Here is a 26,283-nt window from a genome sequence, read left to right as displayed (position 1 = left end):
TGAAGTTAAATGGAAAGGCCGGCACTATAGAAGAAAGTCAGTTCATTATACGATGTCGGGTAGATCGTTTGTCAGATGTTCGCCAAAAATAAAAAAACCAAGATGTTAATTTCTGTAGCACGCTGGTTTCCCGCGTGAACTTACTGACACAAACTCGAATTCTTTTTGGGAGATTTGAAGCGATTAAATCAACTAAAAGACAGTCCGTACCAAAACGATTTAAATCCGAATAACATTCATTTAACAAAGAGTAAATTCAAATTGTGAGAAAAACCAAATTATACCTTGATGAAAGCATGGTATCGACACAATGTTAAGCTTTTTGGCAGGTATATTTATTTAATTTTTCAGACAGTATAATTTAAAAATTGTAGCTGTCATTATATGGGTCAAATTGCTATACCGCTTCCACCTACCACTTTAATGCCTTTATCGAATTTTTTCCAAAACCTGATATAGCGATAGTCAGCTTCAAATGGTACGGTATTAAATTTTCCCTTCAATTTCATTGTCAATGTAATAACCGCCATATCATCGATAATGTTTAGGCTTTCGATTTTTGGAAGAAGCTCGTCAACCTTCAATGTCCCGTCACGATAGGTATCAAGATCGATTTCCTTAGTTATTACTTCCCCGCTTGGGAGGATAAACAACAGATCATTGTGCAGCAATTCGTCAAGCAACGGTACATTGCCTTCTTTCATTGCGCTATAAAGTTTGTTTTCCTGTTCTAGAATGTTGTTTTCTGTTATTGTATTATCCATAATCTATATATGTTTGCCACCAAATGGAGATTATTCATGTGGTACAAATTTATATAACAAACTGATTAATTAGCTATATCGGTATAAGAAAAACGACTTTTTACAATTAGAGGGATTTACGCCAACGCATCTTTGCAATGTAAATTTAATGTAAGGACAAATGCCAATCTACAACTAAAACAAAGGGTGAAAAAAATGATTAAAATCGAATAACCGGCTAATAAAATCATAATTTTCTCTTTTTGAAACACTTAAAAATAAAGAAAAATAACTTATTATTTAATAAAGGTTTATTTAGGAACTGGGAGTTTGTTCGTCAAATGTTCGTTTTAAACAAAAAAATCAGAATGCTATTTTACATAACACCCTGATTATTAACGTGACCCCGCTGAGGCTCGAACTCAGGACCCACAGATTAAGAGTCTGTTGCTCTACCAACTGAGCTACGAAGTCGTTCAAAACAAATGTAAGGTCAATCCGAAGAATTGTCAATAGTTTTTTTGAGTTTTTTAATTTGATCGATCGTACTGCTTGATAAACAAAGCAATTAATCAATTTGCTACGGTCAATACTGCATCCAGTTCGCTACGAGACACCCTAAAAATTGTTCCGTGTCGAAGCCCTTTTGGGAAAACCAGCTTACCCGAAATATCCTCCCATGTTTTAAGATCTTTAGAACGTATAACCCCAAATCTATTATCGATATATCGATCGAAATATACTGTCCAATAACCATCAATGTTCGCAGTCGTTGGTCCTTCCGCCCAATAGGAACCAGTTATCGGTTTGCTCGCTGGAGAATACGGGCCAGTTAATTTATCCGAATACGCTATTTTAATATTCTTCTGTGCGGGCACACGCGTTTCGTCTTTTATAAACATGACCCACTTGCTACCATCGTGCTTAATAGTAGCGTCGATGCTATTGAATCCCGGCTCATACAAGAGTTTTGTATCGGAGAAGGTTACAAAATCCTTAGTCGTCACATAGTACATTCGATGATTATACCCGTTGTCTTCTTCAACCTGTGTTTCGGGGAATAAGCCTTCTATTGTCGTTGCCCAGTAGATCATGTATTCTTGATTCGCTGGGTCGTAGGTAACCTCTGGCGCCCAAGTATTGCGCGCCTTAGTTTGGTGTTCCATCACCGGGATATAGAGCTGTTCAGACCAATCCACTAAGTTGTCCGAACTGGCATAACCAATTCCTTTTTGGGTCCAGCTGACGGTCCAAACCATATGAAACTTATTGTCTTTCCCACGTATAATACAGGGGTCACGCATCAATTTATCAGAACTCAATTTCGGCGTAAGAAAAGAAGGTGTCCGTTCGATTGTTTCCCATTTAAATCCATCTTCGCTGTAAAGCAAATGCAAGCCATCTTCACCGTTACCAACAAAATAGGAAAACATATATACGCTATCCTTTTGTGCAAAAACGGCAGACAAACTGAATAGTAAAATGGTAATCGAGCAAAGAAAGTGTTTCATCTGAAATCTAAGTTTGGGTGGTTATAGCTGTTTTACAAGTTTACAACTTTTTAATCAAAATTTGATGTAATTTTGCACTCAAACACGGCAGCGATGGAAACTCCAGAAACAGCTCCTCTCGGAGCAAACTACGATAACAGAACGCGCATTCGAATTGCAGTTTCTCTTTTTTACTTTGGTCAAGGAATTGCCTTCGCTAGCTGGGCTAGTCGGATACCAATCATCAAAGGATACCTACAACTTTCTGATGCTCAACTAGGAACAATATTATTAATGTTGCCCATTGGTCAACTTATTACCATGCCGATCTCTGGTAAACTGGTCGGTAAATACGGAAGCCATCGCGTTCTTCCCATTGGCGTAGCAATCTATTTACTCGTGCTTTGTTCGATCTCCCTAGCGACCGATGCGTGGCAACTCGGGTTGTGTCTACTTTTGTTTGGAATCCTTGGAAATATATGTAACATATCGGTCAACACACAGGGTGTACTTGCCGAAGGCGTGTACAAAAAACCGATCATGTCTTCATTCCATGGATCCTGGAGTATTGCGGGGTTCAGCGGTGCACTAATAGGGCTGCTCACCTTGAACCTAGCTATATCAACAGGCTTACACTTTCTCCTCGTTTCGGTGCTCGTCTTTGCAAATATATTCGTCAATAAAAACTACCTTGTCCAAGACGTGTCTGCCAGCACAGACAAGAAATCATTTTCCTTTAAACCCGATAAGCTCCTCATCTCGCTCGGTGTAATCGGTTTTTGTAGTATGGCTACCGAGGGAGCGATGTTCGACTGGAGTGGCGTATATTTTCAGGATATTGTTATGGCTCCAGCAACCCTTACGACTCTAGGATATGCTTCATTCATGGTGATGATGGCCTTAGGTCGATTTGCTGGCGATCGGGTTATCGGTCGTATTGGCCGTAAACGTACGCTGCAAATAAGTGGAATTCTCATGTTTATGGGTATGATGACGGCTGTACTTTTTCCGAGTTTAGTCATATGCACACTTGCATTTATGCTGGTAGGAATAGGGGTTGCCTGTAATATTCCTTCGGTATATTCGGTGGCAGGAAAGCACCCTACAATATCTTCTGGCGTGGCACTCGCAATGGTCTCTAGCGTGAGCTATCTGGGCTTTTTAATGGGCCCTCCGCTGATAGGCTATGTCGCCGAACTCTTTAACTTACGCTATTCTTTTGGCTTGTTTGCTTTCTTTGGATTACTAATGTTGGTGCTTACAACAAGGCTGAAAGCTTTCAACAACGAATAGACCAGTATGCCGAGGGAGAGACCATTCACGCGCCAACGTGCATCCTGAATAGGAAGTTACGGCCGGCCTATAAGTGTCGTCGGCAATACGACAGTCTGGAATTCATCAATGGGGTATTTAGATTCAATTTGCTCTATCAGTAGCTCAGCGGCGCGCTTTCCCATCTCAAAAGCGGGTTGGCGTATAGCCGTAATCGAAGGCGAGAATATATTGAAAACTTTGGAGTTGGTAAAACCGGCAATCGCAATTTTATCCGTATCGATATCCGAGCTTCCCATTGCTGCCTGCAGATATCCAGTGGTCAACTTGTCTCCTGAGATAAAAATAGCATCGTAATTATGCTGCGCGAGTTCATTTACCGCGTTTTCAATTTCCTCCTGGAGAAGTCCACCATATTCACAATACTTTACAAGTTCGGGAAAGTAAGGGAGATTATTGGCGGTTAGCCCATTTTTAAACCCTTCTAAACGTTCCGTGGTAATGGATAGGTTATGGGCACCCGTAAGGTGGGCAATTTTCTTATTCCCTTGCGCGACTAGGTAGTTAACAGCCTCCAGGCCCCCTTGCCGGTTATCTGCGATCACTTGATGGGAAGCAATTCCACTGGGGACGCGGTCAAAAAACACGATTGGAAAACCTCGCTCCATGAGATTACGCAAGTAGGTCACGTCAGCGGTCTCGGAAGACATCGCCATCAACAGGCCGTCGGTGGAACGCGAGAAAAGGTGTTCTACATTCAGTTTTTCCCGCTCAGAGGACTCATGGGTTTGCGAAATTACAACCTGATAATCTCTACTATAGGCAACAGACTCAATTCCGTCAATTACTTGAGAGAAAAAATTATTGGCAATCTCTGTTACGATGATCCCTATACTATTACTCTTGCGCTCTTTGAGGCTTCGAGCGATGGGGTTGGCGCGATAATTAATTTTCTGCGCATAATCCATCACCAGCTTCTTTGTCTCCGCACTTATCTCATAGCTATCGCGGAGTGCTCTAGAGACCGTTGAAGTCGATAGATTCAATGCCTTTGCAATATCCTTAATGGTATAGTTTTCAAATGCCATATTAGGTAAAAATAGCTAATAATACCCAAATAATGGTACGAAAACCGAGGAAGAACGATATAAGAAAAGAACAGGGGCGGCCAGCAACCAACCCCTGCACCCAACTATCTAACTAAAAGATGAATTTTGTACTTAAGAAATTCGAACTGTGGTCGCCCACGATCTCGTTTAACAGCTTCTTATTGCTTTCGCTATTTTTTGTCGCCACGAGTGATCGAATGGAAAACGAGCGTAGCGCATCGACAACCGATAGGGTTCCTTCGGCGCTATCCTTACGCCCTGTGAATGGAAACGTATCAGGTCCACGTTGACACTGGCTATTGATGTTCACGCGGCTTACCTGATTCACCAGGGGATCGATCAGCGAGGATATTACCGCAGCATTATTGCTAAAAATACTCACCTGTTGACCGTGTGAAGATTCAATAAGGTATTCTATTGGCTCCTCCAAATCATCAAAAGGAACAACCGGAATTACAGGCCCAAATTGTTCTTCCCGGTAAAGTTTCATTTTTGAATTTACGGGATAAACGATTGCTGGGTAGAAAAACGACTCTAAAGTCTTCCCGCCATGGTCGTTGACAACCTTGGCGCCGTGGCTCTTGGCGTCTTCAAGACATTCGGTTAGGTAAGCCGGCTTATTGGGCTCTGGAACGGGAGTGAGGGTCACCCCTTTTTCCCAAGGCATTCCGTACTTCAATTTACCAACCTCCTCACTCAGACGCTTTAAGAACTCCTGCGCAATACTCCGGTGGACATAGACGATCTTCAATGCCGTACAGCGCTGTCCATTAAATGATAGCGATCCCAAAACCGTTTCCGATACGGCTAAATCTATATCTGCATCTTTGGAGATAATAGCTGCATTTTTGGCATCCAAACCCAGGATAGCGCGCAGTCTATTTACTTTCGGATGTAACTTCTTTAACGAATCGGCGACACGACTAGATCCAATTAAAGTCAACACATTGATCTTCCCGGATTGCATAAGCTGTGGAACAATCTTATTCCCACGTCCATAAATGGTGTTGACAACACCCTTAGGGAAACTGGTACGAAAAGCCTCCAAAAGGGGATAGTGTAATAGCGTCCCGTGTTTCGGAGGTTTAAAAAGAAGCGTATTCCCCATGATTAATGCTGGGATCAGCGTGGTAAAGGTTTCATTTAACGGATAGTTGAATGGTCCCATACAAAGCACCACACCTAACGGTGAACGGCGAATCTGCGCAATGATACCTTGCTCGATCTTGAACCCCGAGGAATCGCGGTCAATATCTTTTAAGGCATCAATTGTTGCATAAATATACTCTACCGTACGATCAAATTCTTTTATTGAATCCGTGAACGATTTCCCTATTTCCCACATGATGAGCTTGACAACGACATCTTTCTTCTCGATCATCTTCCGCGTGAAAGTCTCCACACAGGCGATTCTGTCAGCCACACTCATCGTCGGCCATGCACCACGACCGTTGTCGTATGCACTTACAGCGGCCTCCAGCGCTTCCATCGATTCCTTTTCGGTACAGACAGGGTAGCTCCCGATACGCTTTCGTTTTAGCCCGTCTTTGGTTTTCACACATATCGGTGAAAACACTTCACTTACCTGGCCTGACCATGGCAACATTTCGCCGTTGGAAAGGAATTCGCGCTGGTCAATCTGCTCCAGCAAGGCATACTCTTTCGGAATATCTTCTTCCCGGAAGAATATCCGCTCTAAATCTACGTCCATTCTTTTTTTTTAATATAGGTGATAAAAATTAGTCCATTTGCTTAGTCTTTAATCATTTCCATACGTGGCACAAGTGACTTCATCACAACCCAAGCTATTAGATAGGCTACAGCACAGAATGAAAACACAATAAAATATCCAGCCTCTTCCCCTTGAAAGCCCATGAACTTCATCTGCGTTTGTCCCGCATGGTCAAAGAGTATTCCTGATCCGTAGTTAATAAACGTGGATCCGACGCCTCCGGCTAGTCCGCCGATACCCGTTACGGTGGCTATCATTCTGCGCGGGAACATGTCACCTACAGTCGAAAAGATATTCGCCGACCAGGCTTGATGTGCTGCCGCCGCTAAGCCGATAAGCACTACCGGGATCCAGTAGGTATAGTGCCCCAGGGGTTGGGCGACGAGCACCACCAGAGGAATAAAAGCGAAAATTAACATCGAACGCATCCTACCTTGGTAGGGGTCAAAACCTTTTTTGTCGACAAAATAGGTCGGCAGCCACCCACCGATAATCGAGAGTAATGTGATTACATACAGGACAAATATTGCGAGCTGCCCTTCGGTGTCGGAAGACTTAATATCGTATACAGAGGACAAATAAGCCGGCATCCAGAAGAGAAAAAACCACCAGACACCATCAGTCATAAATTTACCAAACGCAAATGCCCAAGTCTGTCTGTGCTTAAAGGCTCCAATTAACGATACCTTTTTCGCTTTTTCACCCTCCGCAAGTACAGGTTCCTGATCATTGTCTTGCATGATATACTCGAGCTCATCTTTGTTTACTTTAGGATGCTCGTGCGGCTTTTTATACATGAAATTCCAGAAGCCCATCCACACAAATCCCAAGGCACCGATAATGATAAAAGACATCTCCCATCCCCATTTCTGTGCGATAATCGGAATTGTGAGTGGCGCCGCCAGCGCACCGACGGTCGCTCCAGCATTGAAGATACTGGTGGAAAGTGCACGATCTTTTTTAGGGAAATATTCTGCTGTAGCTTTTATCGCTGCAGGAAAGTTTCCCGCCTCACCTACGGCAAGCACAAAACGAGCAAATATAAAAAGCACGACGCTCACGTTGATCACACGGCTAACATCATTTACCCCCGCAATTGCCTCTTTAGCTCCATGGAAGCCGACAAACCATTCGCCAGCAACAATTCCGGAGGTGGCAATACCGCAAAATGCATGTAGAACAGCGCCTACAGACCAAACACCGATTGCCCATAAAAATCCTTTCTTAGTATCCAGCCAGTCAACTAACCGTCCGGCAAACAACATACTAACAGCATAAAAGATGGAGAATAATGCGGTGATAAGGCCGTAGTCACTATTGGTCCAGTGGAATTCAGGACTAATAAAATCTTTCCAGGTCAGCGATAGGACCTGTCGGTCCATATAGTTTATCGTGGTCGCAAAAAATAGAAGCATACAGATTGACCATCTGTAAGTACTTTTTTTAACATTCGTCATTGGTATAGTTTATAAGGTTTAAATTTTAGTTATCATTAGTTAGGTTACGACGAGATCAACTTCGTGCTTGCTGTACGAGCGCTAAGGCCTTTAATGTGTTCTGAGCCAGCCCGCTGGTGTCTTTAGGATCGATGAGTTTACTGCCCATTCCCACTGCACATACGCCCGCTTTAAACCAGGCAGAAAGGTTCCCTATTTCTAGGTCCACTCCTCCGGTAGGCATAAATAGCTGCCCTTTAAAGAGCTCACGAATCGCTGTTAGGAAGCCTGGGCCCAAGATGTTGGCCGGAAAAAGCTTTATTAGTCCGGCTCCCGCTTGCTGGGCAAGAGCGATTTCTGTTGGCGTCATACAACCGGGGACCCACAATAGGCCTGCCTGGTGCGCGCATTCACCGACTTGGGTATTGACGGTGGGAGCAACGATAAAATCAGCACCAGCATTTATAAAATCTTGTGCTTGCTGCTCGGTTTTGATGGTGCCTATCCCTAAGTAAAGGCCTGGCATCTCCTTATCACGTGCTGCGATTAGCGCTTTAAAAACACTGAGTGCTTGCTCACCGCGATTTGTAAATTCAAATACACGAATCCCATTTGCATAAAGGGTCTGCACGATGGCAATACTTTCTCGCTCGTGGGCATGATAAAATAGGGGCAGCATCCCTTGTTGCTGGATCGCGTCTAATACGTCGTTTCTTTTAGTCATTTTGTATTCTTTTTTCTATTTCTGAGACTGAACTGGAAGTCGCATCGCTAGCAATAAACAATTTGTCGTACGCCGCGGCGGTCGCAAATTCGAGTGTATAATTGGCTTGCATGCCTTGGTGAAATCCGTAGATGAGTCCCGCCATAAAGCAGTCACCACTACCCACTTTATCGACAATGGATTCTGAAAGGTACTCATTTGAAACCAAGAACCTGTCCTGTACCGTTAGGGTGGTGAAATACTTTATACCTGTCTGCCGATAATCAAAGCGAAAAGTATTGGCCACATATTTACAGTTCTTAAACCGCTGCTGCAACTCGATACTGGTACGTTCTGCCTGCTCGAGTAGCAGCTGTCGTGGGTATTCCTGTTCTACCGTTCGAAGGGGTTCTTCGAGGCTCGTGCCGAGCATAAGTTCGGCAGCCCAAATATTACCCATAATCAAGTCGCAATATTCAGCTAAAGCAGGCATTACCTCAAGGGGCGTTTTTCCGTATTTCCACAGTTTGGCGCGGTAATTAAGGTCTAACGAGATTTTAACGTTACGTGCTTTGGCCTGCTTGAGCGCCGCTAAGCAGATGTCTGCCGCTTGTTGATTGATGGCTGGACATATAGCAGAGAAATGAAACCACTCTACCTGGAAGAATAAAGCATCCCAGTCAATCTGCTCGAGCGACAGGCTCGCAAAGGAAGAGCCTGCTCGGTCGTAGACGACACCCGCATTTTTTACGTCTTTACCTTTAGGCAGATAGTATATACCGAGCCGTTCTCCAGACCAATGCATGCGCGAGACGTCGATACCCTTGCTTTGCAGATGCGTTGCAATATCGCGACATATCGTATTGTCGGGCATCGCGGAGCTGTATGCGCTGGGCAGTCCCCAGCACGCTAGAGCTGTCGCCACGTTGAGTTCTGCGCCCCCCACATGGAAGGGCAGCAGACCACTCTCCACCCAGCTGGAGCTTGTATCGGGCGAGATCCGCAAAAGGATCTCGCCGAAGTTTAAAATTTTTCCTTCACCCATCACCCTTGAAAGTTGAAGTAGTTTTTAGCATTGTGATAACTGATGTCGCTAATGATCTTGCCAATCCACTCCAGGTCGTTGGGTAGCTCCCCTTTCTGCACGTCTTCTCCAAAGATATCGCATAACAAACGACGAAAATACTCGTGGCGCGGAAATGAAAGAAAGCTTCTTGAGTCGGTAAGCATCCCCACTAGGCCACTGATCAGTCCCATGTTCGATAGCGTGTTGATCTGTTTGGTCATACCATCTTTTTGATCCAAGAACCACCAAGCGGACCCAAATTGTATTTTCCCTTTGATCTTACCGTCGTTGAAGTTTCCAATCATGGTCGCAATAAGCTCATTGTCTGCCGGGTTGAGGTTGTAAAGGATCGTCTTTGCAAGCTGATCGGTACTGTCCAATTTGTTTAAAAATTTCGACAGGCAGCGTGCTTGGCTGAAGTCGCCTATGGAATCATAACCGGTGTCCGGACCGTTCTTTGCGAGCATACGCTCGTTGTTGTTCCGCAGTGCCCCCAGATGATACTGCTGCACCCAGCCTTTCTGGTGATCCCAGTGTGCTAGGGCGACAAGCATCGCGGATTTGAATTTCAGATTTTCTGAATGGGTAATCTGTTGCTCGCGACGAATCTTTTCGAATATTTGCGCGATCTCTTGCTCGGTGTAGTCCTCGGCGTATATCTGCTCCAAGCCGTGGTCAGAAACAGAGCAACCATTTTCAGCAAAGTAGTCGTGGCGCGATTTTAAGGCCTGCAGGTAACTTTGAAAAGTGTCGATCTTAAGGCCGCTCACGGTCTCGAGTTTCGTGATATAGGCGTTGAGTGCCGGAATATCGTCGGCGTTCATCGCTTTATCCGGCCGAAACGCGGGCAGCATCTTTAAGCTTTGGGGCTGCCTAGCGAATTGTTGATGATATTCGAGTGAATCGATCGGATCATCAGTGGTGCATACCACCTCCACATTCATCTTTTTGAGTAGCCCGAGCACCGAATATTCAGGTGTTGCGAGCATTTCTGCCGTCTGTTCGTATATCTTTTCTGCCGTAGCGGGTGAAAGGAGTTCTGTTATTCCGAAATAACGCTGCAGCTCCAGGTGCGTCCAGTGATACAGCGGGTTTCGCATGGTGTAGGGTACCGTTTCGGCCCATTTCAAAAACTTTTCTTTATCGGTTGCATCACCGGTAATATATCGTTCATCAACACCATTTGCACGCATGGCGCGCCACTTGTAGTGGTCACCATTTAGCCATACTTGGGTAATATTCTCAAAGCTCCTGTTATTCGCAATCTGCTCTGGAATCAAGTGATTATGGTAATCGATGATCGGCTGGTTCTTCGCGTACTGGTTATACAGCTCTTGCGCCGTTTCGCTGTTTAGTAGAAAATTATCGTCTAAAAAGTTTTTCATGTCTTCTGTTTGTTTCGTGGTTATAAACTAACGCCTCGTTTCCAAGGAATAAAATCGTCTTGATTCAGCTGCACGGCTTTAGGTATCACTTCTCCGCTTGCTGCTTTAATACAAAATTCAAGAATTTCTACACCCATTTGCTCGATGGTTTTCTCGCCCTCGATCACTCCTCCAGTGTTGATATCGATGATATCACCCATCCGGCGGGTAAGCTCATTATTTGTAGCCACTTTAATGACCGGACAGATTGGGTTTCCAGTAGGCGTGCCTAGGCCGGTGGTGAAAAGTATCAATGTCGCTCCGGATGCTGCTTTCCCCGTTGTCGCCTCCACGTCGTTTCCCGGCGTACATACCAGGTTAAGTCCCGCCTTTGTCGCCTGTTCGGTATAATCGAGCACGTCCACCACGGGTGATGTCCCGCCTTTTTTTGCTGCACCCGTGCTTTTTATGGCATCGGTTATTAATCCGTCGCGAATATTTCCCGGCGAAGGGTTCATATGAAAGCCTGATCCAACGCTTTCCGCAGCATGGCTATAGGCGCCCATCAGGCGTATAAACTTCTTTGCTGCCTGGGGATCTATTGTTCTGTCTATTAAGTTTTGCTCGGCTCCACAAAGCTCCGGAAATTCCGCTAGAAGGACCTTGCCTCCTAGGGCGACCAAGAGGTCGGAGGCGTAGCCCACAGCCGGATTGGCCGATATGCCGCTAAAACCATCGCTACCACCACATTTCACCCCTAGTGTGAGCTTAGAAAGAGGTGCGGGCTGCCGGGTATGCTTGTTAATCTCCACCAGTCCGGCAAACGTATCGCGGATCGCCTCTTTGATGAGCGATTCTTCACTCTTTGACTGCTGCTGCTCGTAGACGAGTAGGGGCTTATCGAACTGTGGGTTGCGCGTTTTAATGTCACTTATAAGGTCATTCAGCTGTAGGTTTTGACACCCTAAGGAAAGCACCGTTACCCCGGCTACATTGGGGTGGTCAGCATACGCTGCCAATAATTTCCCGAGTACGGCCGCATCTTGACGTATACCACCGCAGCCGCCCTGGTGATTTAAAAACTTAATACCATCTACATTCTTAAACACGCGGCCTTTCTTGTGGTTTGCCGCCGAAAGCGTGTCGGTATCCAGTGTGTGTATGTCCACGCCATCACTATATGCTTGCAGCAATTCATGTGTAAAATCACGGTACTTGCCGGTCACCGAGTAGCCCAGCTCGTTATATAGCGCCTCTTTGATCACATCAAGATTACGATTCTCACAAAACACGGTCGGAATAAACAGCCAATAGTTCGCTGTACCCACTCGCCCGTCGCTACGCTGGTAGCCGGCAAAAGTTCGGCCGGCAAAGCGGTCTACCGCGGGCGCCTCCCAGTGATAGTTATATGGGCGGAAGGTATACGGATCGGCCGCATGCTTGGTGTTTTCGGTAGTCATCAGGCCACCAGCAGGCACCGCATACTGGGTTTTACCGACTAAAACGCCATACATATAAATCTCACTGCCCTGCTGCATGTCGTGCATAAAAAATTTATGCTTGGCAGCTACATCTTGCTGCGTCACGTATAGATTCCCTTCGAAGGCAATCTGTTCACCTTGTGCCAAATCCTTGAGTGCCACCAGGACGTTATCCTTGGGGTGTATTTTTAATATTCTACTTGCCATTCTGCGTTTAACTTTTCAATTGTCTGATGTACGCCCTGGGCGTTAATTTGCTGTAAATAGTCGCTCACGGTCTGCTCAAAACCGGCGAAGGTGCGTAGGTCCATGCCCCATAAACTATCTTCACCGAGCACCTTAGAAACAACTGTAGTGCTATCTTTCCAATATTCGTGCAACGCCGGGGCGCACTCATCTTGTAATGCGACATGCTGCCCGCCGATGGTTGCAAAATATTTTCCCTCTTCGAGGCTGCTATCCATGAATTTAATATATGCCGCAAACCCAAACGCCATATATGCCGGCGCTGCGGCATTCTTGCTGTACCACTTCTTGAGCAGCGGCACATTGCGCATATTCATTTTCGAGGTGTAGTGCAGGGCGATATTCTCCCAGCGGTGGTCTAAAAACGGATTGCTAAAGCGGTCGATTACGCTATTGGCAAACTGTGCGACATCTTCGGGTTCAATATAGGCGCCTAAAATCGATGGGCCAATTTCGTTGCGCATTAGGTTTTTTACAAACGTGCAGAAGGTCTGGTTGGCCATTGATTCTTTTACCACCTGAAAGCCGCTGCCTAGTGCCGCTGCACAGCTGAAAGTGTGCGTACCGTTGAGCAGGCGCAATTTTAACTCTTTAAACTTCTCGATGGAGGGTACTAAAACGATGCCTTTATCGATCTGCGCAAAGCTTAACCGCTCGTGCACCCGGGGAGAATCCGTTTCGATGGCCCATAAGCTAAAAGGTTCGGCCATGATCATGAGCTCGTCGCTGTAGCCCAGCTCTTGCTCGGTCTGTTGCTGCTGTGCTGCAGGCAGCTTCCCTGGCACGATACGGTCTACCAAGGTGTTGCAAAAGTCGTTCGCTTGCAGCAGCCAGCCTTCAAACTCGGGCCCTAGGGCATTTTGTTTTGCTAGGTTCTGCAAGATGCCTTTGAGCTTGGATGCGTTGTCGGTGATCAGCTCGGTGGGAAGGATCACCAGTCCTTTCTGGTCATCCCCCTTGAAGTGCCTATAGCGTTCATATAAAAAGGCGAGTAGCTTCCCAGGAAAGGATGCCGGAGGAGCATCGTTTACATTGTCGTTGCTGAGCACGATCCCTACTTCGGTCGTGTTGGACAGTATAATCGACAGCTCCGGGTTATGTGCCGCGTTCATTATCTCGGGCCAGTTGCTCGAGGCGGCCAGCACCCGCGATATGGCGTTATTGATGTGGTAGCTCACCTCCTGTTTCCCATCTTGAATTCCTTTGATGCATAAGGTATATAGGCTGTCCTGCTTATCAAAAGCGTCGGCCCCCTTCGACGATGTAGACTTCACTACCAGCACACGCCCGTTGAAGGTTCCTGCCTTGTTGGCCTTGTCAATGTAATAATCGGGAAGGCCGCGCAGCAGTACCCCCGTGCCAAACTGCAGCACGCGTTCGGGCAGCTCGAAGGATGCCGGTGTAGGCATCGCGAGACCGGAAACATTAATCTTTTCTATATTTTCTTTTGTAAGCAACATTTTTATATGGTATTATATTTTTTCTATTTTATTCTTATTTATCGACGGGGCGAGGCTAGTTCGCCTTTTTTAACAGCCAGCTCACGATCTCGGTACTGGCCTTAAAATTCTCATACTCGGCGGGCAGCTTGCGTCCATCAATATATTCGTTATATACCCAGGGGTCCCCCACGGCGAGCACCGTCCCTTTACCATACTTCGCCGTAGCAATGATCACATCACCGCTCTCTACGAGTTCCGCCTTGGCGGGGGATACAACTTGCAGCGTGGAGATTTCTTTGATATAGATCTTCTTAGTATCCTTTAAGATGCTATTTCCTGCGGGTATCGCTATCGCTCCGGTGTGGTAGGCTTTCCCTTGCACGCGATTTCGGCTATCTTGATTGAACGTTATACCAAATTTCTGGGCCAGGGTGTTGAATTTCTCTATCTCACAGTTTCCCGCGTCGTTTAGAAGCATCACCAGCACCCCGCCATCGTGCACCCATTGCGCGATACTTACCGCCTGCGGCTCGTTCATGTAGTTGGGCTCATCGGTTTCCTTCTGGGTGTCCGGGTCAACGATAATATAAACATCGCTTTGGGCAAGATTCGCTGCGGTAGGCGCCTGTTTCAAGGTGTGCAGTTTCGCTCCCTGGCGTGCGAAAAGACGGCCGAACAAGCCATACCCGTTATTGTCCCATCCGTCCCACAGGTAGTGGTAGGGCAGCAGCTGCCCCCCTGCAGATTCCTTATACTCGTTGTTGTAATAGTTGTCAAGCGTTACGTTATAGGTGTGCTTGCCTTTTATTCCCTGCAGAAACTCGGCCTCCGAAGCAGCACGAATAAAGGCGCCGACCCCTTTCGGGTCATTCTTACGCACCGGTTCTGACATATAATATTCAAAGCTGCCGTCACGGTATTTCGAACCACCGAGTCCCGATACCTCGACCACGCCATTTATATCTACTTTATCCGGTCCGTCATCGGTAACAAACTCTTTCAATAGCCCTTTGTATCCTTTATAAACATTTTTGGCAAAACTGTCCGACACGTATCCACGGCGCACGGCTTTCGCCATGGCGTATACAAACATGCTTGAAGCAGAGGCCTCCACATAGTTGCCGTCGCGTGTACCTAAATCTACGATATCATACCACACTGATGTTTTGGGGTCTTGGTATTTCGCCGCTGCAGTGAGGGTACGCTCTAAAATAGCGAGCAGCTCTTTTCGGCGAGGATGATCTTTGGGGAAATACTCGAGCACATCGACGAGTCCCATCGAAAACCAGCCCATGCCGCGTCCCCAGAAGTGCTTGGAGAGGCCTGTTTGGGGGTCCGACCAGCGCTCCTTACGCGACTCGTCCCATCCGTGATATAACAAACCGGTCTCCTCATCACGCGCATGCTTTTCCATGTAGGTAAATTGATTTACCACGTCCTCGTATATACTCGGAATGTTGCGGATAGAAGCATACTCTGTATAGAATGGTTGCCCCATGTATAACCCGTCAAGCCACATTTGGTACGGATAGATTTCCTTATGCCAGAAGCCGCCCTCGTTGGTCCGCGGATGCGATTGCAGCTGCGTATACAACAGATCCGCGGCCTTTAAATATTTTTGGTTTCCCGTTACTTTGTACAAAAGAAGTAACGATGTCCCATTTTTAATGTGATCGATATTGTATTCTGTGGGGTCGTAATTTCTTAGTCCCCCCTCGGGAGTCACAAACTGATCCATCCAAGCTTGTATATAGTTGAAATATTCCGCTTTACCGGTATTCTTCCATACCTCGGCGATGCCGTCCAGCACGACGCCCATGTCGTAAGTCCACTTGGGGCCTTTTTCCTTATTGGTAAACTGATCGCCCTTAAACTGCTTTTCCATTGCCGAGATCGCCATGCGCTCTGACATCGTCTTATTTTGCGCGAAACCTACTGTGGCTAACAGTAACAGACAAAACGTATATATTAGATTTACTTTCATAATTTCTTTCTTAATCGGTTAATTGATCATTAACATGTCTTTTGTTGACCCGGCACCCAACGTGCTGTTGTACTTAAGCGATTCGGTCATAGTTATATTTTGGCGGTCTTTTTCTGAAATAGGAATTTGGATACACCAGGAAGGTTCGCCTTCTCCATTCGATTCGAAGCGCTGGTAGGGATCGAACGCATCCGAGAATAACAGAACGGCCTGGCCCTGTAGGTGCAAATTCAAGTTACTCTCCATCACGATGGCCTTACCAAAGGAGGTCACCTGCTTGAGTGTGGGTCTTTGATGCCGCTGGGGGGTTCCCACGAGCGATCTGAGGATAAAAAATATCCCACGCTGTGCTCCAAATGTTTTCTTCGTGTTAATCATGATATTGTCTAGAATTGGTTCATTCGCAGCACAAGTCTACATCCTTTGTCTAGCAAAGGCAAGAAAAAACTGTGCAATCGTTACCGGACAAATCTTGCCTACTGCCGTATAACGAAATGGGCTTCCCAATACCTTCAACTCTGTTTGCGCATCGCTGCATCCCCCTTTTTACTTACGGCAAAGTTCCCCTGAAAGCATAATATGGATATATCTATAATAACAACATTACAGTCTACTGCGGACCAATTGGTTGAACCGAAATTTAGGTATTAAATTTCGGTTTCGTGGTGCCGTAGACCAAAATTAAAAGCGCAAACGTTATCGATAACGTTTGCGCTTTCGCTGTAAGATAGAATTTCTCGCCGAAAGTATCTGCGGGCTACGGGTTATCAAACTCGATAACCGTTTTTATTCCGCCAAGCAGCGGTTTGCTGGGATCAGAAAACAGTGCCGCTGCCTGATCAAAGGCAACGCGCCGGGTGATAAACGCAGAAGCAGAAATCTCCCCCGTGGACAGGCGCTGCATCACGTACTGGAAGTCCGTGCTGAGTGCATTGCGGCTACTCATTAAAGTTCCCTCACGTTTATGAAACTCGGGGTGTGAAAACACGATTTCTTGCTTCTGTAGCCCCACCAGGACGTACCGCGCGCCGTGCGCCATAAAAGAAAACGCGTTATTAATAGCGGCCCGGCTACCGCTGGCATCAAAGATGAGCGAGGCCATATCACCACCTGTATGCGCAGCTATCTGCTCCTGCACGTCGGAGTCTGCGGCGTTAATCACCGTATTGGCCCCTAGGGCGGTGGCCATCGCCAGCCGCTTTACATCCATATCCAGGGCAATAACCCGGCCACCGGCTTTGCTGGCGAGCGCTATGATTCCAAGGCCTATCGGTCCTGCGCCGACAACCAGTACATTCTCTGCGGGAACTAGCTGCGCGCGATGCAGCCCGTGGGCCCCGATCGCCAGTGGCTCCACAAGCACCAAATCGTCAAAATCAAGTCCTTCGAGCTTTCGCAGCGCATCGGACGGCACCACCACATATTCGGCCATCGCACCATCTATATGTACACCAAGCACCTGCATATCACTCGCACAATTGGGCTTGCCCATACGGCTGGCAATATCTTTTCCCTTGGTGAAATAGGGAATAACGGTTACTTTATCTCCTGGGTTGTAGCCCGGCGCATCGCCCTGTATATATTCGGCGGCAACCTCATGCCCGAGCACCCTGGGGTAGCTGAAAAACGGCTGATTGCCCGCAAAAGCGTGAATATCTGTACCACAAATACCTATTTTCTTTACTTTCAGTAGCGACTCTCCCGCCGAGGGCTGGGGAATGTCTACCTGGGTATATTCGAACCGCCCCGGCTCGACACATACTAATTTTTTCATTATACTTTATTTAGTTCTTTAAGAATGCCGCGAGCGGATCATTCATACGTTTTAGTTCGGATGTCACTATATCGCTAACCGCGCGGGCACCATGGGTATTCAGGTGGGTGTTATCGATTACGCCCTCGGGATAGTTTTCATGCTCGCCGGGCGCTAGCTGTAAGAAAAATGCTTTCGAGGATTCCTCGCCAGCCTGGGCGAGCATCTGCGAGCTCGCGCTGGTGAGGTCAATAAAGGTAACCTGAAGACTATCTGCCACCTGCTTTACTGCTCCCGGATACTGTCCGTGGGTATCTACAAGCACACCGTTCTGGAATTTGCGACGCGCGATAGGACTTAATAGTACAGGCGTTCCTTTCACGCGGCGTATCTGCTGAACAAAAAAAGCGAGATTCTTTTTAAATTCATCGATAGCTGCTCCGGTAGATGGCTTATGTATCTTTTCGTCGTTATGCCCAAACTGAATAAACAAATAGTCGCCTTCTTTCATTCCTTGCGCGACCTCATCCCAAAGCCCCTGGCTTATAAAGGACTTCGTGCTCCGCCCATTGCGCGCTCTATTATCGACGGTGACCTGGTGGTTAAAGGCCTCCGCAAATGCAACTCCCCAGCCAGTCTCGGGGAACTTGTCGGGTTGCTTGATAGCCATTGTAGAGTCGCCGATCATCCATATGGTCGGTTTACCTAATGGCAAAAGGAAACTTGAAAATAAAAATGCCGTTAATATTAAAGCCAAGCAAACGAGTATATTTTTATGCATGATGAAAAGGTTTACAAGCGTGTTAAAGCTAACGTCCGCTAAAAGCTTGTAATTTCCGGTTTTTTTCCGAATAATACAGATCTTTCCTCGCAATCGATGCCGGTATCGATTGCGCGGTTAGCTATTTGGTAAATCTGCAAAAATATGTAACCTTGTGTATACCAAAAATAAATCTAGAGGGCAAACATGAATAAAATATTTCTATCCTCGGCAATCCTATTCGTTGGACTATTTGCCGGCGATCTAGCAGCACAACAACCGTACGTTTCTTCTGTTTGGGTAGCCGACCAGGGTGACGGCACCTACCAAAACCCTATTTTACACGCGGATTATTCAGACCCTGACGTGGTGCGCGTGGGCAACGACTATTACATGGTCGCCTCCAGCTTCAATCACGCCCCGGGTTTACCCCTTTTGCATTCCAAGGATCTTGTCAACTGGAAAATTGTAAACCATGTACTTGCGCGCCAGCGCCCACTGGATGTATTTGCAAGCGTGCAACACGGCAATGGGGTATGGGCGCCGGCTATACGCCATCACGAGGGCACCTTTTACGTATATTACCCCGATCCAGACTACGGAATCTATATGACTAGTGCTACAGACCCAGAAGGAGCGTGGTCGGAGCCGATCTTGGTTTTTCCAGGCAAAGGCCTTATCGACCCTTGCCCATTTTGGGACGAAGATGGCAACAACTACTTGGCCTATGCCTACGCGGGAAGCCGCGCGGGAATTAAAAGTGTCCTTGCTATCGCCCGGCTTAATCAAGCGGGCACCAAAGTCCTTGATGATGGGCAAATCGTCTACGATGGTCATGAACTTGACCCCACGGTCGAAGGACCAAAGGTGTATAAACGGGGTGGCTACTACTACCTTTTTGCTCCCGCAGGCGGCGTGTCTACAGGCTGGCAGCTGGTGCTTCGATCCAAAAATATCTACGGTCCGTACGAACGTAAAGTCGTCATGGAGCAGGGGAGCAGCCCAACCAACGGACCGCATCAGGGCGCCTGGGTTGATACGAACAGTGGTGAAGACTGGTTTATACACTTCCAGGACAAAGAAGCCTACGGTCGTATCGTACACCTGCAGCCTATGAAGTGGGTGGACGACTGGCCCGTGATTGGCCTCGAGCAAGGTAAGAAAGGTACGGGAGAACCCGTACTACGGTATAAAAAACCTAACGTCTCTAAAATTTATCCACGTGAAACGCCGGCCGAGTCCGATGAATTTAGCTCCCCACAGCTGGGCTTGCAGTGGCAGTGGCAGGCAAATCCCGAGGGCAACTGGCTGATGGCCAGCAACCAGGGTAACCTTGTGCTTTATACCCAGCAGCCACCAAACGATGGGAATTCGAACCTACTCGACATGCCCCATATATTGACGCAGAAATTTCCAGCTGAATCTTTCCAGGCGACCACAAAGATTCAGCTGGTTAACAATGATAAAATCCAAGAAGAACGAGCCGGTTTTGCCGTCGTCGGCGAAGACTATAGCCAATTATATATCAAAAGTGAAAACGGTAAACAAGCGCTCTATTACGGATCATGCAAAGATGCGCTAACAACGGGCGAGGAGTCCAGCACACGCGTTGCGGCAATCGACGAGCATGCCTACACGTACCTACGCGTTCAGGTGCGGGCGGGCGGGCTTTGCAGCTGGTCATATAGTACCGATGGAAAAACCTTTACACCAGCTGGGCAAGCCTTTACCGCTAGAGCCGGAAAATGGATCGGCGCCACGTTAGGGCTCTACTCAAGTCGAGACACGACGATCAACGATAGCGGATACGCGCGGGTCGATTGGTTTCGCATTGAACCATTAAACTAAAAACACATGAAATCTATAAGCCTATTATTGCTGGTTGTTTGCGCGGTCGTTGGCCCACACCGAATGGCCTTGGCGCAAACGATCGATAACCGCTATGAGCTTACTGTCGCAAAAGACGGCAGCGGCGACTTCACGAATATTCAGCAGGCCATAAACATGGTCCGCGATCACGCCGAGCGGCGAGTAACGATCCATATCAAGGCCGGCACCTATCACGAGAAGGTTGTTATCCCTTCTTTCAAACGTAATATTACCCTACAGGGCGATGGTGCGCAAAAGACAATTATTACCAATAGTGATCATACCGGAAAGCCCTACCGCGGGATTGACCTCACTGGCGACCCGAACTACAGCACCTATACTTCCTATACGCTGCTCGTTGCGGCCTCAGACTGCAGCCTGGAAGACCTAACGGTGCAGAATGCTTCGGGAAGGGTGGGCCAGGGTGTTGCCCTACATACCGAAGGAGACCGCATAACCTTGTTTCGCTGCCGAATTCTTGGCAACCAAGACACGCTTTATCTAGCTCGTGGAGGTTCGAGGGTCTACCTGGAGGATTGCTTCATTAATGGAACGACAGATTTTATATTCGGCGCGGCAACGGCCTATTTTCTAGACTGTACCATTCAGAGCCTGAGCAATTCGTACATCACCGCCGCCTCGACACCAAAAGAGGAATCTTATGGCTTCGTATTTAAAGACTGCTCCCTTGTTGCTAAAGATCCACAACTCGACAAGGTCTTTCTGGGTAGACCCTGGCGACCGTACGCCAAGACCGTGTTTATCGAAACGCAAATGGGGCCGCATATCACGGGCGAAGGTTGGCACGCGTGGCCCGGTGATAAAAACTTTCCGGATAAAGAAAAAACGGCTTTCTACGCTGAATATGGCAGTCATGTTGCCGGGGGCGGTTCGACAAGCTCGCGTGTGAGATGGGCCAAAAAACTTACTGAAGAAGACTTAGAGGAATATACGCTTACACAAGTGCTCCGCGGATGGACTCCCTAAAAGTAACTCAAGGAGACGCTATGTTCAAAACGGCATTTGATATCGCGACGTACACCTGTTCTCAGTAACCGTCCCAACACAATAGGAACATTCCGATTTAATGAAGCGAGAAGGCTTAATAAAGGGGGACCTTTTCCATCGTTTAAAGGAACAATGTTCCGTTGAGGATATTAAGTGAATTTTTTTACCAATTAGAAGTTTACGACACGGCACCATTTGAATTATCCTTATACGTTAATTCGTTTATCGATCGTTGGATGTTTATGCGGTTTACCCGTTTATTGACAACAGGGTGGAGAGTTTGATAAAGTTATAAACGTGTAATATGGGGCCTATTAGGTTCGTATCCACTCGTTGGCTAACACGTTCACGTGCCGCCTGCATTCTTTAGGGGTTATATTGTGACCCTGATAAATTCCCGGTAGACATCGGGTTTTTCGGTACATGGGCGAGACTCAACGACATGGGCGACCTTCCGCTGGCAAGATTCCGTACGTACCGGTAAGCTACGAGAACGTCTCACAGCGCACGACGATTTTTAGGATAAAAGCAATATCAAAGATTATCATGTGCTGCATACCTAAGGCCAATTAAGCACGCTATCTACGATTACCGAAAATAATAAATCTCCGTGTGCTTGCGTGAATCGCGCATCAGTATTTGGCATTTCACGCTAATGTTTGAACATTTTTAAAAGTGTTAGTTTAGTTGTGCGAAGGCCGAAGCCTTTGATCGACGGCTTTTCGTTCGGTTTTATGAAGAGAGTTCCCTGTGGTCGCTTTGTATTTAGGAATATCCAGGAACGATATCTTCTTGAAATACAAAATGAAAACATAAATTTAAAAAATATTACGAATCAAAAAATGAGAAAAAAGGATATTTTTAAACTGTTAACCTTCGGCATCTTTCTATTCCTTGCTATGAGTGTGATCGCTCAGGATAATTATTTTCGAAAATGGCCTAAGGGAAGCTCGCCCGAAGAGATCGGACTCCTAGTCGCTGGACGTTTTATCCAGAGCCCCCATCCAAACTGGGGGAACTCGGGTCCTGCAAACGAAATCACCTATCCCGAGACCTGTGCATGGTACGGCGCATTACTCTTTGCAAAGCAAACGAAAAATGACATGCTACTTAAAGCGCTCCAGGGCCGGTATGAAGTCGCGATGTCTACAGAGAAAATGTTAATTCCCAAAGCTGATCATGTCGATCACACGGTTTTTGGAAGCATCCCATTGGAATTATATATGCAAACCGACTCGGCGCGTTACTTACAGCAGGGAATAGCCTATGCTGACCAACAGTGGGTGCTACCAGAGAACCCCAAAGCGAATCAGCTCGAATGGCACAACAAGGGGTACAGCTGGCAGACACGTTTATGGATCGACGACATGTTTATGATATCAGCTATCCAAGCACAAGCATATCGAGCGACTGGGGATACAAGCTACATCAACCGCGCAGCGCGTGAAATGACGCTTTATCTCGCACGCTTACAACGGGAAAATGGATTGTTTTTTCATGCAGACGATGTGCCATTTTTTTGGGGTCGCGGAAATGGTTGGTATGCAGCAGGCATGGCTGAGCTCTTGCGATCACTGCCTGCGGATAACGCTAACCGCGAAGAAATACTTACAGGGTATCAGAAGATGATGACCACGCTACTCGATTATCAAGATGCTTCAGGCATGTGGAAGCAGTTACTTGATGATCCGAACTCGTGGAATGAAAGCTCCGGTACAGCGATGTTTTGCTATGCGATGACTTTAGGGGTAAAGAACGGTTGGCTCGAAGAGAAAAAATTCGGTCCGGTTGTCCGTAGGGCTTGGCTTGCGCTCGTTGATAAAATTGATGAACGAGGCGATATTAGCGCTGTATGCGAAGGGACTAACAAGAAGAACGACAGGCAATATTACATGGACCGGCGCCAGTTGACGGGTGACCTGCACGGGCAAGCACCATTACTATGGACAGCATTCGCGCTGATGCAATAAGTTAACTCGAAGATCTCCCATGGCGCCCATTAAATCAACTTAGTCGTGATTCGTTCCATACGCCTTGAAGAACTGGAATTGAGAAAAAAACTTATCGAACCGCTCATTTTTGAATAAAAGAGATTATCGCCAAAAGTGGCGAATGCTAATAAAGAGTAATTTACAAGAGCGGGAAACGCTATCGGTAACGATTTAGTAATGGCGCTTACTACATTTTTTTTCATTTGATTACCTTGTAAATCAATCCTGAAAATATAAAAAACAAAGGGTAAAGAGTATTGATTCTTTATCCTTTATCACTAGTGTCCCATTAAAATCGGGACGGTTTAAAGATTAAATAAAATAGCTAAATTTCAAGTATTTAAAAGAGCGATTCTAGGTTCCAATGGAACGGCAATGTGGCATTATAGTAGATCAGTGTTGAGACAATAACAGGCTTCAGGTATTTAAAAACGAGAATTTCTGCATCCACATATTTAAATCCTCGTTTTTGAACATCATTTTTTACATCAGAAAGAGACCGAACCGCAAGCTTTATAACAGCTTCTATAACTTGCATAGATCTGTTCGTGTCATTTTCTAATTCATTAATTGCCTTTTCCTGCTTATATAGCGTTACATTATAAAATTTGTCGGTTTAGTCACTTTTGAAATCCTGATATTTTCAGCTGCTCAACGGAGCGTTGTTCGAGGCTATCGGCTTCAATCCCCAATTCGTTGATTGCTATTTACAGCTTACGTTTCGTTGTAGATTTTATCCTTTCAGTTATTTGTAAATTGATGATTGAATAGCGAATTGAAAAATCCCACGTGGTATGACTGTTCTTATAAAAAAGCTGAGGTTTAGTTAAATTTGAAAACGCTAAGTGTGAATATGGCGAGGAACATGCAGAGTTGAGCAATATAAAAAAGGTCAAGGCGGATTTTTATCTTCAAAAGATCCTCTTTCCGGTTATCTGGTCCCTGTGCGTAGCCCTGATGTAGTTTTTTCCGCGATATTAGGTGTTTGAGTTTAGCATCCTGTTTTCTCCCGACCAGCGATCCATTAATGGCTATAACAACAATTAAAGCGATTTTTATTTGAAACCAAATTTGGTTACCAAAAAGTCCATGGGTTATGACAAACATGGTCACACCTGAGAGAATCAAGAGGACAATTCCAATATTTACCAGTAAATGGAAGTTAAATCCCTCTTCATTGGTTGTAACGCCCCTCAATCCTTCGCCCACGTATAATTTCCAGAAACGTCTCGTAAGTAAATATTCCACCAGGGTGGTACCTGCCATCAGGGTTATTCCCACAATATGGGTGATTAGTGCAGTTTGATATATTATGTGCATTGCTAAAAATTAAATGATTAAAAACTGACTTGACCTAAACTACAACCGAACTTGGGTAGTAAAGTATTCACATCGCCCTTTGAAGTCGAACTAATTTTCAGATATGGTCGGACTTTTCCTAACATACTTATCGGATTTCACGATATCAACAATGAATTTGGCTACGCTTTTCCTGCTAACATATAAACTGGGCTTAGGCGAATTATTAAAACTCACCTTTAAAGTTTTTATCTTATCGGAATCATTTAAGGCAACAGGCCGTACCGCTGTCCAGTTTAGGTCTGAATTTGCCAATAGTTTTTCCTCTAATTCATGTTCCGCGTAAACAGGGCCCATATTGCTGTAGTTAATTAACCATCGGAGCCAAAAAGGGACTTGTTTTTTGGTTTCCCCAACACCCCACGCAGAGATAGTAATTAACCGTTTTAGGTTTTGCTGCCCCGCTTCGACAATCACATTTTTTATGCTTTCCGAAATGAAATTTTTTGGGGTTATTAATTTCGACCAGGGAGCATCAGAGGCTCTCACGATCCCCAAAGCACTTATGATCAGATCACACCCTTGCATTGCAGCCGCTAAATCTGCTCGACGGGTAGGAGTTCCCTGATATACTTTAATTGATTTTGAGTTAAAGAATATTTTGTTTTTATCCCGCACCAAAACATTTAGTTCGTAGCCCTGCTTTAGTGCCTCTTCAACGATAAGGCGACCGGTTCTGCCAGTGGCCCCCAAAAGGAGTATTTTCATGATTTTTATTTTTGTTTATTTCGCATCCATTTATTGCACACAAACCATTTTTAGCTTTTTAGCAGTATTAGTTTTTAAACCGCTGTTAACGCACTTCATAGATTTGGCCGGTTTGTCCGCCCAATACGCTTTTGATATAAGCCTGGGTAACCCGGTTCATGGTAACCGGAACGTGTCCAGGGAAATATGGGAAATAGCTTGTGGATTCTTCAACCACCTCAGGGCTGACCACATTGATACGCACACCGTTCTCTAGCTCTATGGCTGCGCCCTTTACAAATCCATTAACCGCTCCATTGACCATACTCACGGTTGTTCCCATTACAATCGGATCTTCGGCTAATACCCCTGATGTTAAGGTAAACGATCCTTTCGGGTTAATATAATGCTGGCCAATCAAGACCAGATTAACCTGTCCCATCAATTTGCTGTTAACGCCAATCCTGAAATCAGCATCTTTCATATTAGCTAATGGACCGAATTGCGCGTCCCCGGCAGTACAAATTAAGGCGTCAAATTTCCCTACCTGTCTGTAAAAGTTTTCTATCGATTCGGTTGACGATATATCCACTTGTATATCAGTACTTCTTGAACCAACCTTAATCACTTCATGATCTGTTTGCAATGCGGCGGTTACGTGTTTTCCGATGGTACCTGTGGCACCTACTATTAATATTTTCATTATTGTTTATTTTTTTGACAAAATTAATTGATAACTTTACATCTGGCAAGTAATGGCACATTTGTCAAGTATAGACATTTAAGAA

22 protein-coding genes and 1 tRNA gene are annotated in these 26,283 nt (G+C 46.0%); 4 read left to right on the top strand and 19 right to left on the bottom strand.

Annotated elements, in window-relative coordinates:
- Positions 1-389 precede the first annotated feature (389 nt).
- From FM107_RS03675 to FM107_RS03665, 3 genes are all read right to left on the bottom strand, one after another.
- On the bottom strand, positions 390-764 hold the full coding sequence (locus tag FM107_RS03675) for a nuclear transport factor 2 family protein (protein WP_086947150.1): 375 nt from the start codon (positions 762-764) through the stop codon (positions 390-392).
- Between the two features lie 380 nt (positions 765-1,144).
- Positions 1,145-1,217 (bottom strand) — tRNA-Lys (locus tag FM107_RS03670).
- A gap of 98 nt (positions 1,218-1,315) precedes the next feature.
- Positions 1,316-2,254: a glycoside hydrolase family 43 protein gene (locus tag FM107_RS03665; RefSeq protein WP_086947149.1), complete on the bottom strand. Its 939-nt coding sequence runs from the start codon at positions 2,252-2,254 to the stop codon at positions 1,316-1,318.
- A 93-nt stretch (positions 2,255-2,347) separates the two neighbouring features.
- On the opposite strand from FM107_RS03665, the gene FM107_RS03660 reads away from it, so the two are divergent.
- Positions 2,348-3,526 carry an MFS transporter gene (locus FM107_RS03660; protein ID WP_086947148.1) on the top strand — a complete coding sequence of 393 codons (1,179 nt, stop codon included), beginning with the start codon at positions 2,348-2,350 and terminating at the stop codon, positions 3,524-3,526.
- Between the two features lie 56 nt (positions 3,527-3,582).
- Here FM107_RS03660 and FM107_RS03655 read toward each other — a convergent pair whose 3' ends face one another.
- The 12 genes from FM107_RS03655 to FM107_RS03600 all read right to left on the bottom strand — a co-directional run bounded on the left by FM107_RS03655 (position 3,583) and on the right by FM107_RS03600 (position 18,602).
- Positions 3,583-4,593, bottom strand: coding sequence for a LacI family DNA-binding transcriptional regulator (locus FM107_RS03655; protein ID WP_086947147.1), 1,011 nt, complete (start codon positions 4,591-4,593; stop codon positions 3,583-3,585).
- Positions 4,594-4,705: 112 nt separating this feature from the next.
- Positions 4,706-6,325, bottom strand: a complete 1,620-nt coding sequence (locus FM107_RS03650; RefSeq protein ID WP_086947146.1) for an NADP-dependent glyceraldehyde-3-phosphate dehydrogenase — start codon at positions 6,323-6,325, stop codon at positions 4,706-4,708.
- Positions 6,326-6,366: 41 nt separating this feature from the next.
- Positions 6,367-7,803, bottom strand: coding sequence for an MFS transporter (locus FM107_RS03645; protein WP_086947145.1), 1,437 nt, complete (start codon positions 7,801-7,803; stop codon positions 6,367-6,369).
- A gap of 55 nt (positions 7,804-7,858) precedes the next feature.
- Positions 7,859-8,506: a bifunctional 4-hydroxy-2-oxoglutarate aldolase/2-dehydro-3-deoxy-phosphogluconate aldolase gene (locus FM107_RS03640; protein WP_086947144.1), complete on the bottom strand. Its 648-nt coding sequence runs from the start codon at positions 8,504-8,506 to the stop codon at positions 7,859-7,861.
- Entirely contained in the window at positions 8,499-9,530 is a 1,032-nt protein-coding gene (locus FM107_RS03635; protein WP_086947143.1) for a sugar kinase, read from the bottom strand. The genes FM107_RS03640 and FM107_RS03635 overlap by 8 nt, the downstream gene beginning before the upstream one ends.
- The gene (gene uxaC / locus FM107_RS03630) at positions 9,530-10,936 is read right to left on the bottom strand and encodes a glucuronate isomerase (protein WP_086947142.1); all 1,407 of its coding nucleotides are present in this window, start codon (positions 10,934-10,936) and stop codon (positions 9,530-9,532) included. Before uxaC ends, FM107_RS03635 begins: the two co-directional genes overlap by 1 nt.
- Before the next feature lie 20 nt (positions 10,937-10,956).
- A complete protein-coding gene (locus tag FM107_RS03625; RefSeq protein ID WP_086947141.1) occupies positions 10,957-12,603 on the bottom strand; it encodes a UxaA family hydrolase in 1,647 nt (548 codons plus the stop codon).
- Entirely contained in the window at positions 12,585-14,051 is a 1,467-nt protein-coding gene (locus tag FM107_RS03620; protein ID WP_256959321.1) for a tagaturonate reductase, read from the bottom strand. The genes FM107_RS03625 and FM107_RS03620 overlap by 19 nt, the downstream gene beginning before the upstream one ends.
- Before the next feature lie 106 nt (positions 14,052-14,157).
- Complete coding sequence (locus tag FM107_RS03615) at positions 14,158-16,068, bottom strand: glycoside hydrolase family 88 protein (protein WP_086947139.1); 1,911 nt, start codon at positions 16,066-16,068, stop codon at positions 14,158-14,160.
- An 18-nt stretch (positions 16,069-16,086) separates the two neighbouring features.
- Positions 16,087-16,446, bottom strand: coding sequence for a hypothetical protein (locus FM107_RS03610; RefSeq protein ID WP_086947138.1), 360 nt, complete (start codon positions 16,444-16,446; stop codon positions 16,087-16,089).
- 379 nt (positions 16,447-16,825) lie between these two features.
- Complete coding sequence (locus FM107_RS03605) at positions 16,826-17,842, bottom strand: zinc-binding alcohol dehydrogenase family protein (protein WP_086947137.1); 1,017 nt, start codon at positions 17,840-17,842, stop codon at positions 16,826-16,828.
- A 10-nt stretch (positions 17,843-17,852) separates the two neighbouring features.
- A complete protein-coding gene (locus FM107_RS03600; protein ID WP_086947136.1) occupies positions 17,853-18,602 on the bottom strand; it encodes a rhamnogalacturonan acetylesterase in 750 nt (249 codons plus the stop codon).
- A 186-nt stretch (positions 18,603-18,788) separates the two neighbouring features.
- Here FM107_RS03600 and FM107_RS03595 point away from each other — a divergent pair, with 186 nt between their 5' ends.
- The 3 genes from FM107_RS03595 (at position 18,789) to FM107_RS03585 (ending at position 23,428) form a co-directional block, all read left to right on the top strand.
- On the top strand, positions 18,789-20,429 hold the full coding sequence (locus tag FM107_RS03595) for a glycoside hydrolase 43 family protein (RefSeq protein WP_086947135.1): 1,641 nt from the start codon (positions 18,789-18,791) through the stop codon (positions 20,427-20,429).
- A gap of 6 nt (positions 20,430-20,435) precedes the next feature.
- On the top strand, positions 20,436-21,437 hold the full coding sequence (locus FM107_RS03590; protein ID WP_086947134.1) for a pectinesterase family protein: 1,002 nt from the start codon (positions 20,436-20,438) through the stop codon (positions 21,435-21,437).
- Between the two features lie 863 nt (positions 21,438-22,300).
- Positions 22,301-23,428: a glycoside hydrolase family 105 protein gene (locus tag FM107_RS03585; RefSeq protein ID WP_086947205.1), complete on the top strand. Its 1,128-nt coding sequence runs from the start codon at positions 22,301-22,303 to the stop codon at positions 23,426-23,428.
- A 361-nt stretch (positions 23,429-23,789) separates the two neighbouring features.
- Here the strand turns inward: FM107_RS03585 and FM107_RS03580 are convergent, their stop codons facing one another.
- The 4 genes from FM107_RS03580 to FM107_RS03565 form a co-directional block, all read right to left on the bottom strand.
- Positions 23,790-23,987, bottom strand: a complete 198-nt coding sequence (locus tag FM107_RS03580; protein WP_086947133.1) for a hypothetical protein — start codon at positions 23,985-23,987, stop codon at positions 23,790-23,792.
- 284 nt (positions 23,988-24,271) lie between these two features.
- Complete coding sequence (locus FM107_RS03575; RefSeq protein ID WP_086947132.1) at positions 24,272-24,769, bottom strand: hypothetical protein; 498 nt, start codon at positions 24,767-24,769, stop codon at positions 24,272-24,274.
- Between the two features lie 90 nt (positions 24,770-24,859).
- Positions 24,860-25,516: an NAD(P)-dependent oxidoreductase gene (locus tag FM107_RS03570; protein ID WP_086947131.1), complete on the bottom strand. Its 657-nt coding sequence runs from the start codon at positions 25,514-25,516 to the stop codon at positions 24,860-24,862.
- An 85-nt stretch (positions 25,517-25,601) separates the two neighbouring features.
- Complete coding sequence (locus FM107_RS03565) at positions 25,602-26,198, bottom strand: short chain dehydrogenase (protein WP_086947130.1); 597 nt, start codon at positions 26,196-26,198, stop codon at positions 25,602-25,604.
- Between the last annotated feature and the right edge of the window lie 85 nt (positions 26,199-26,283).

It is taken from the genome of Sphingobacterium sp. JB170 (genome assembly GCF_900163865.1).
Lineage (GTDB): Bacteria > Bacteroidota > Bacteroidia > Sphingobacteriales > Sphingobacteriaceae > Sphingobacterium.
The sequence above is the reverse complement of the archived record's forward strand: the minus strand, read 5'-3'. Positions and strand labels throughout refer to the sequence as shown.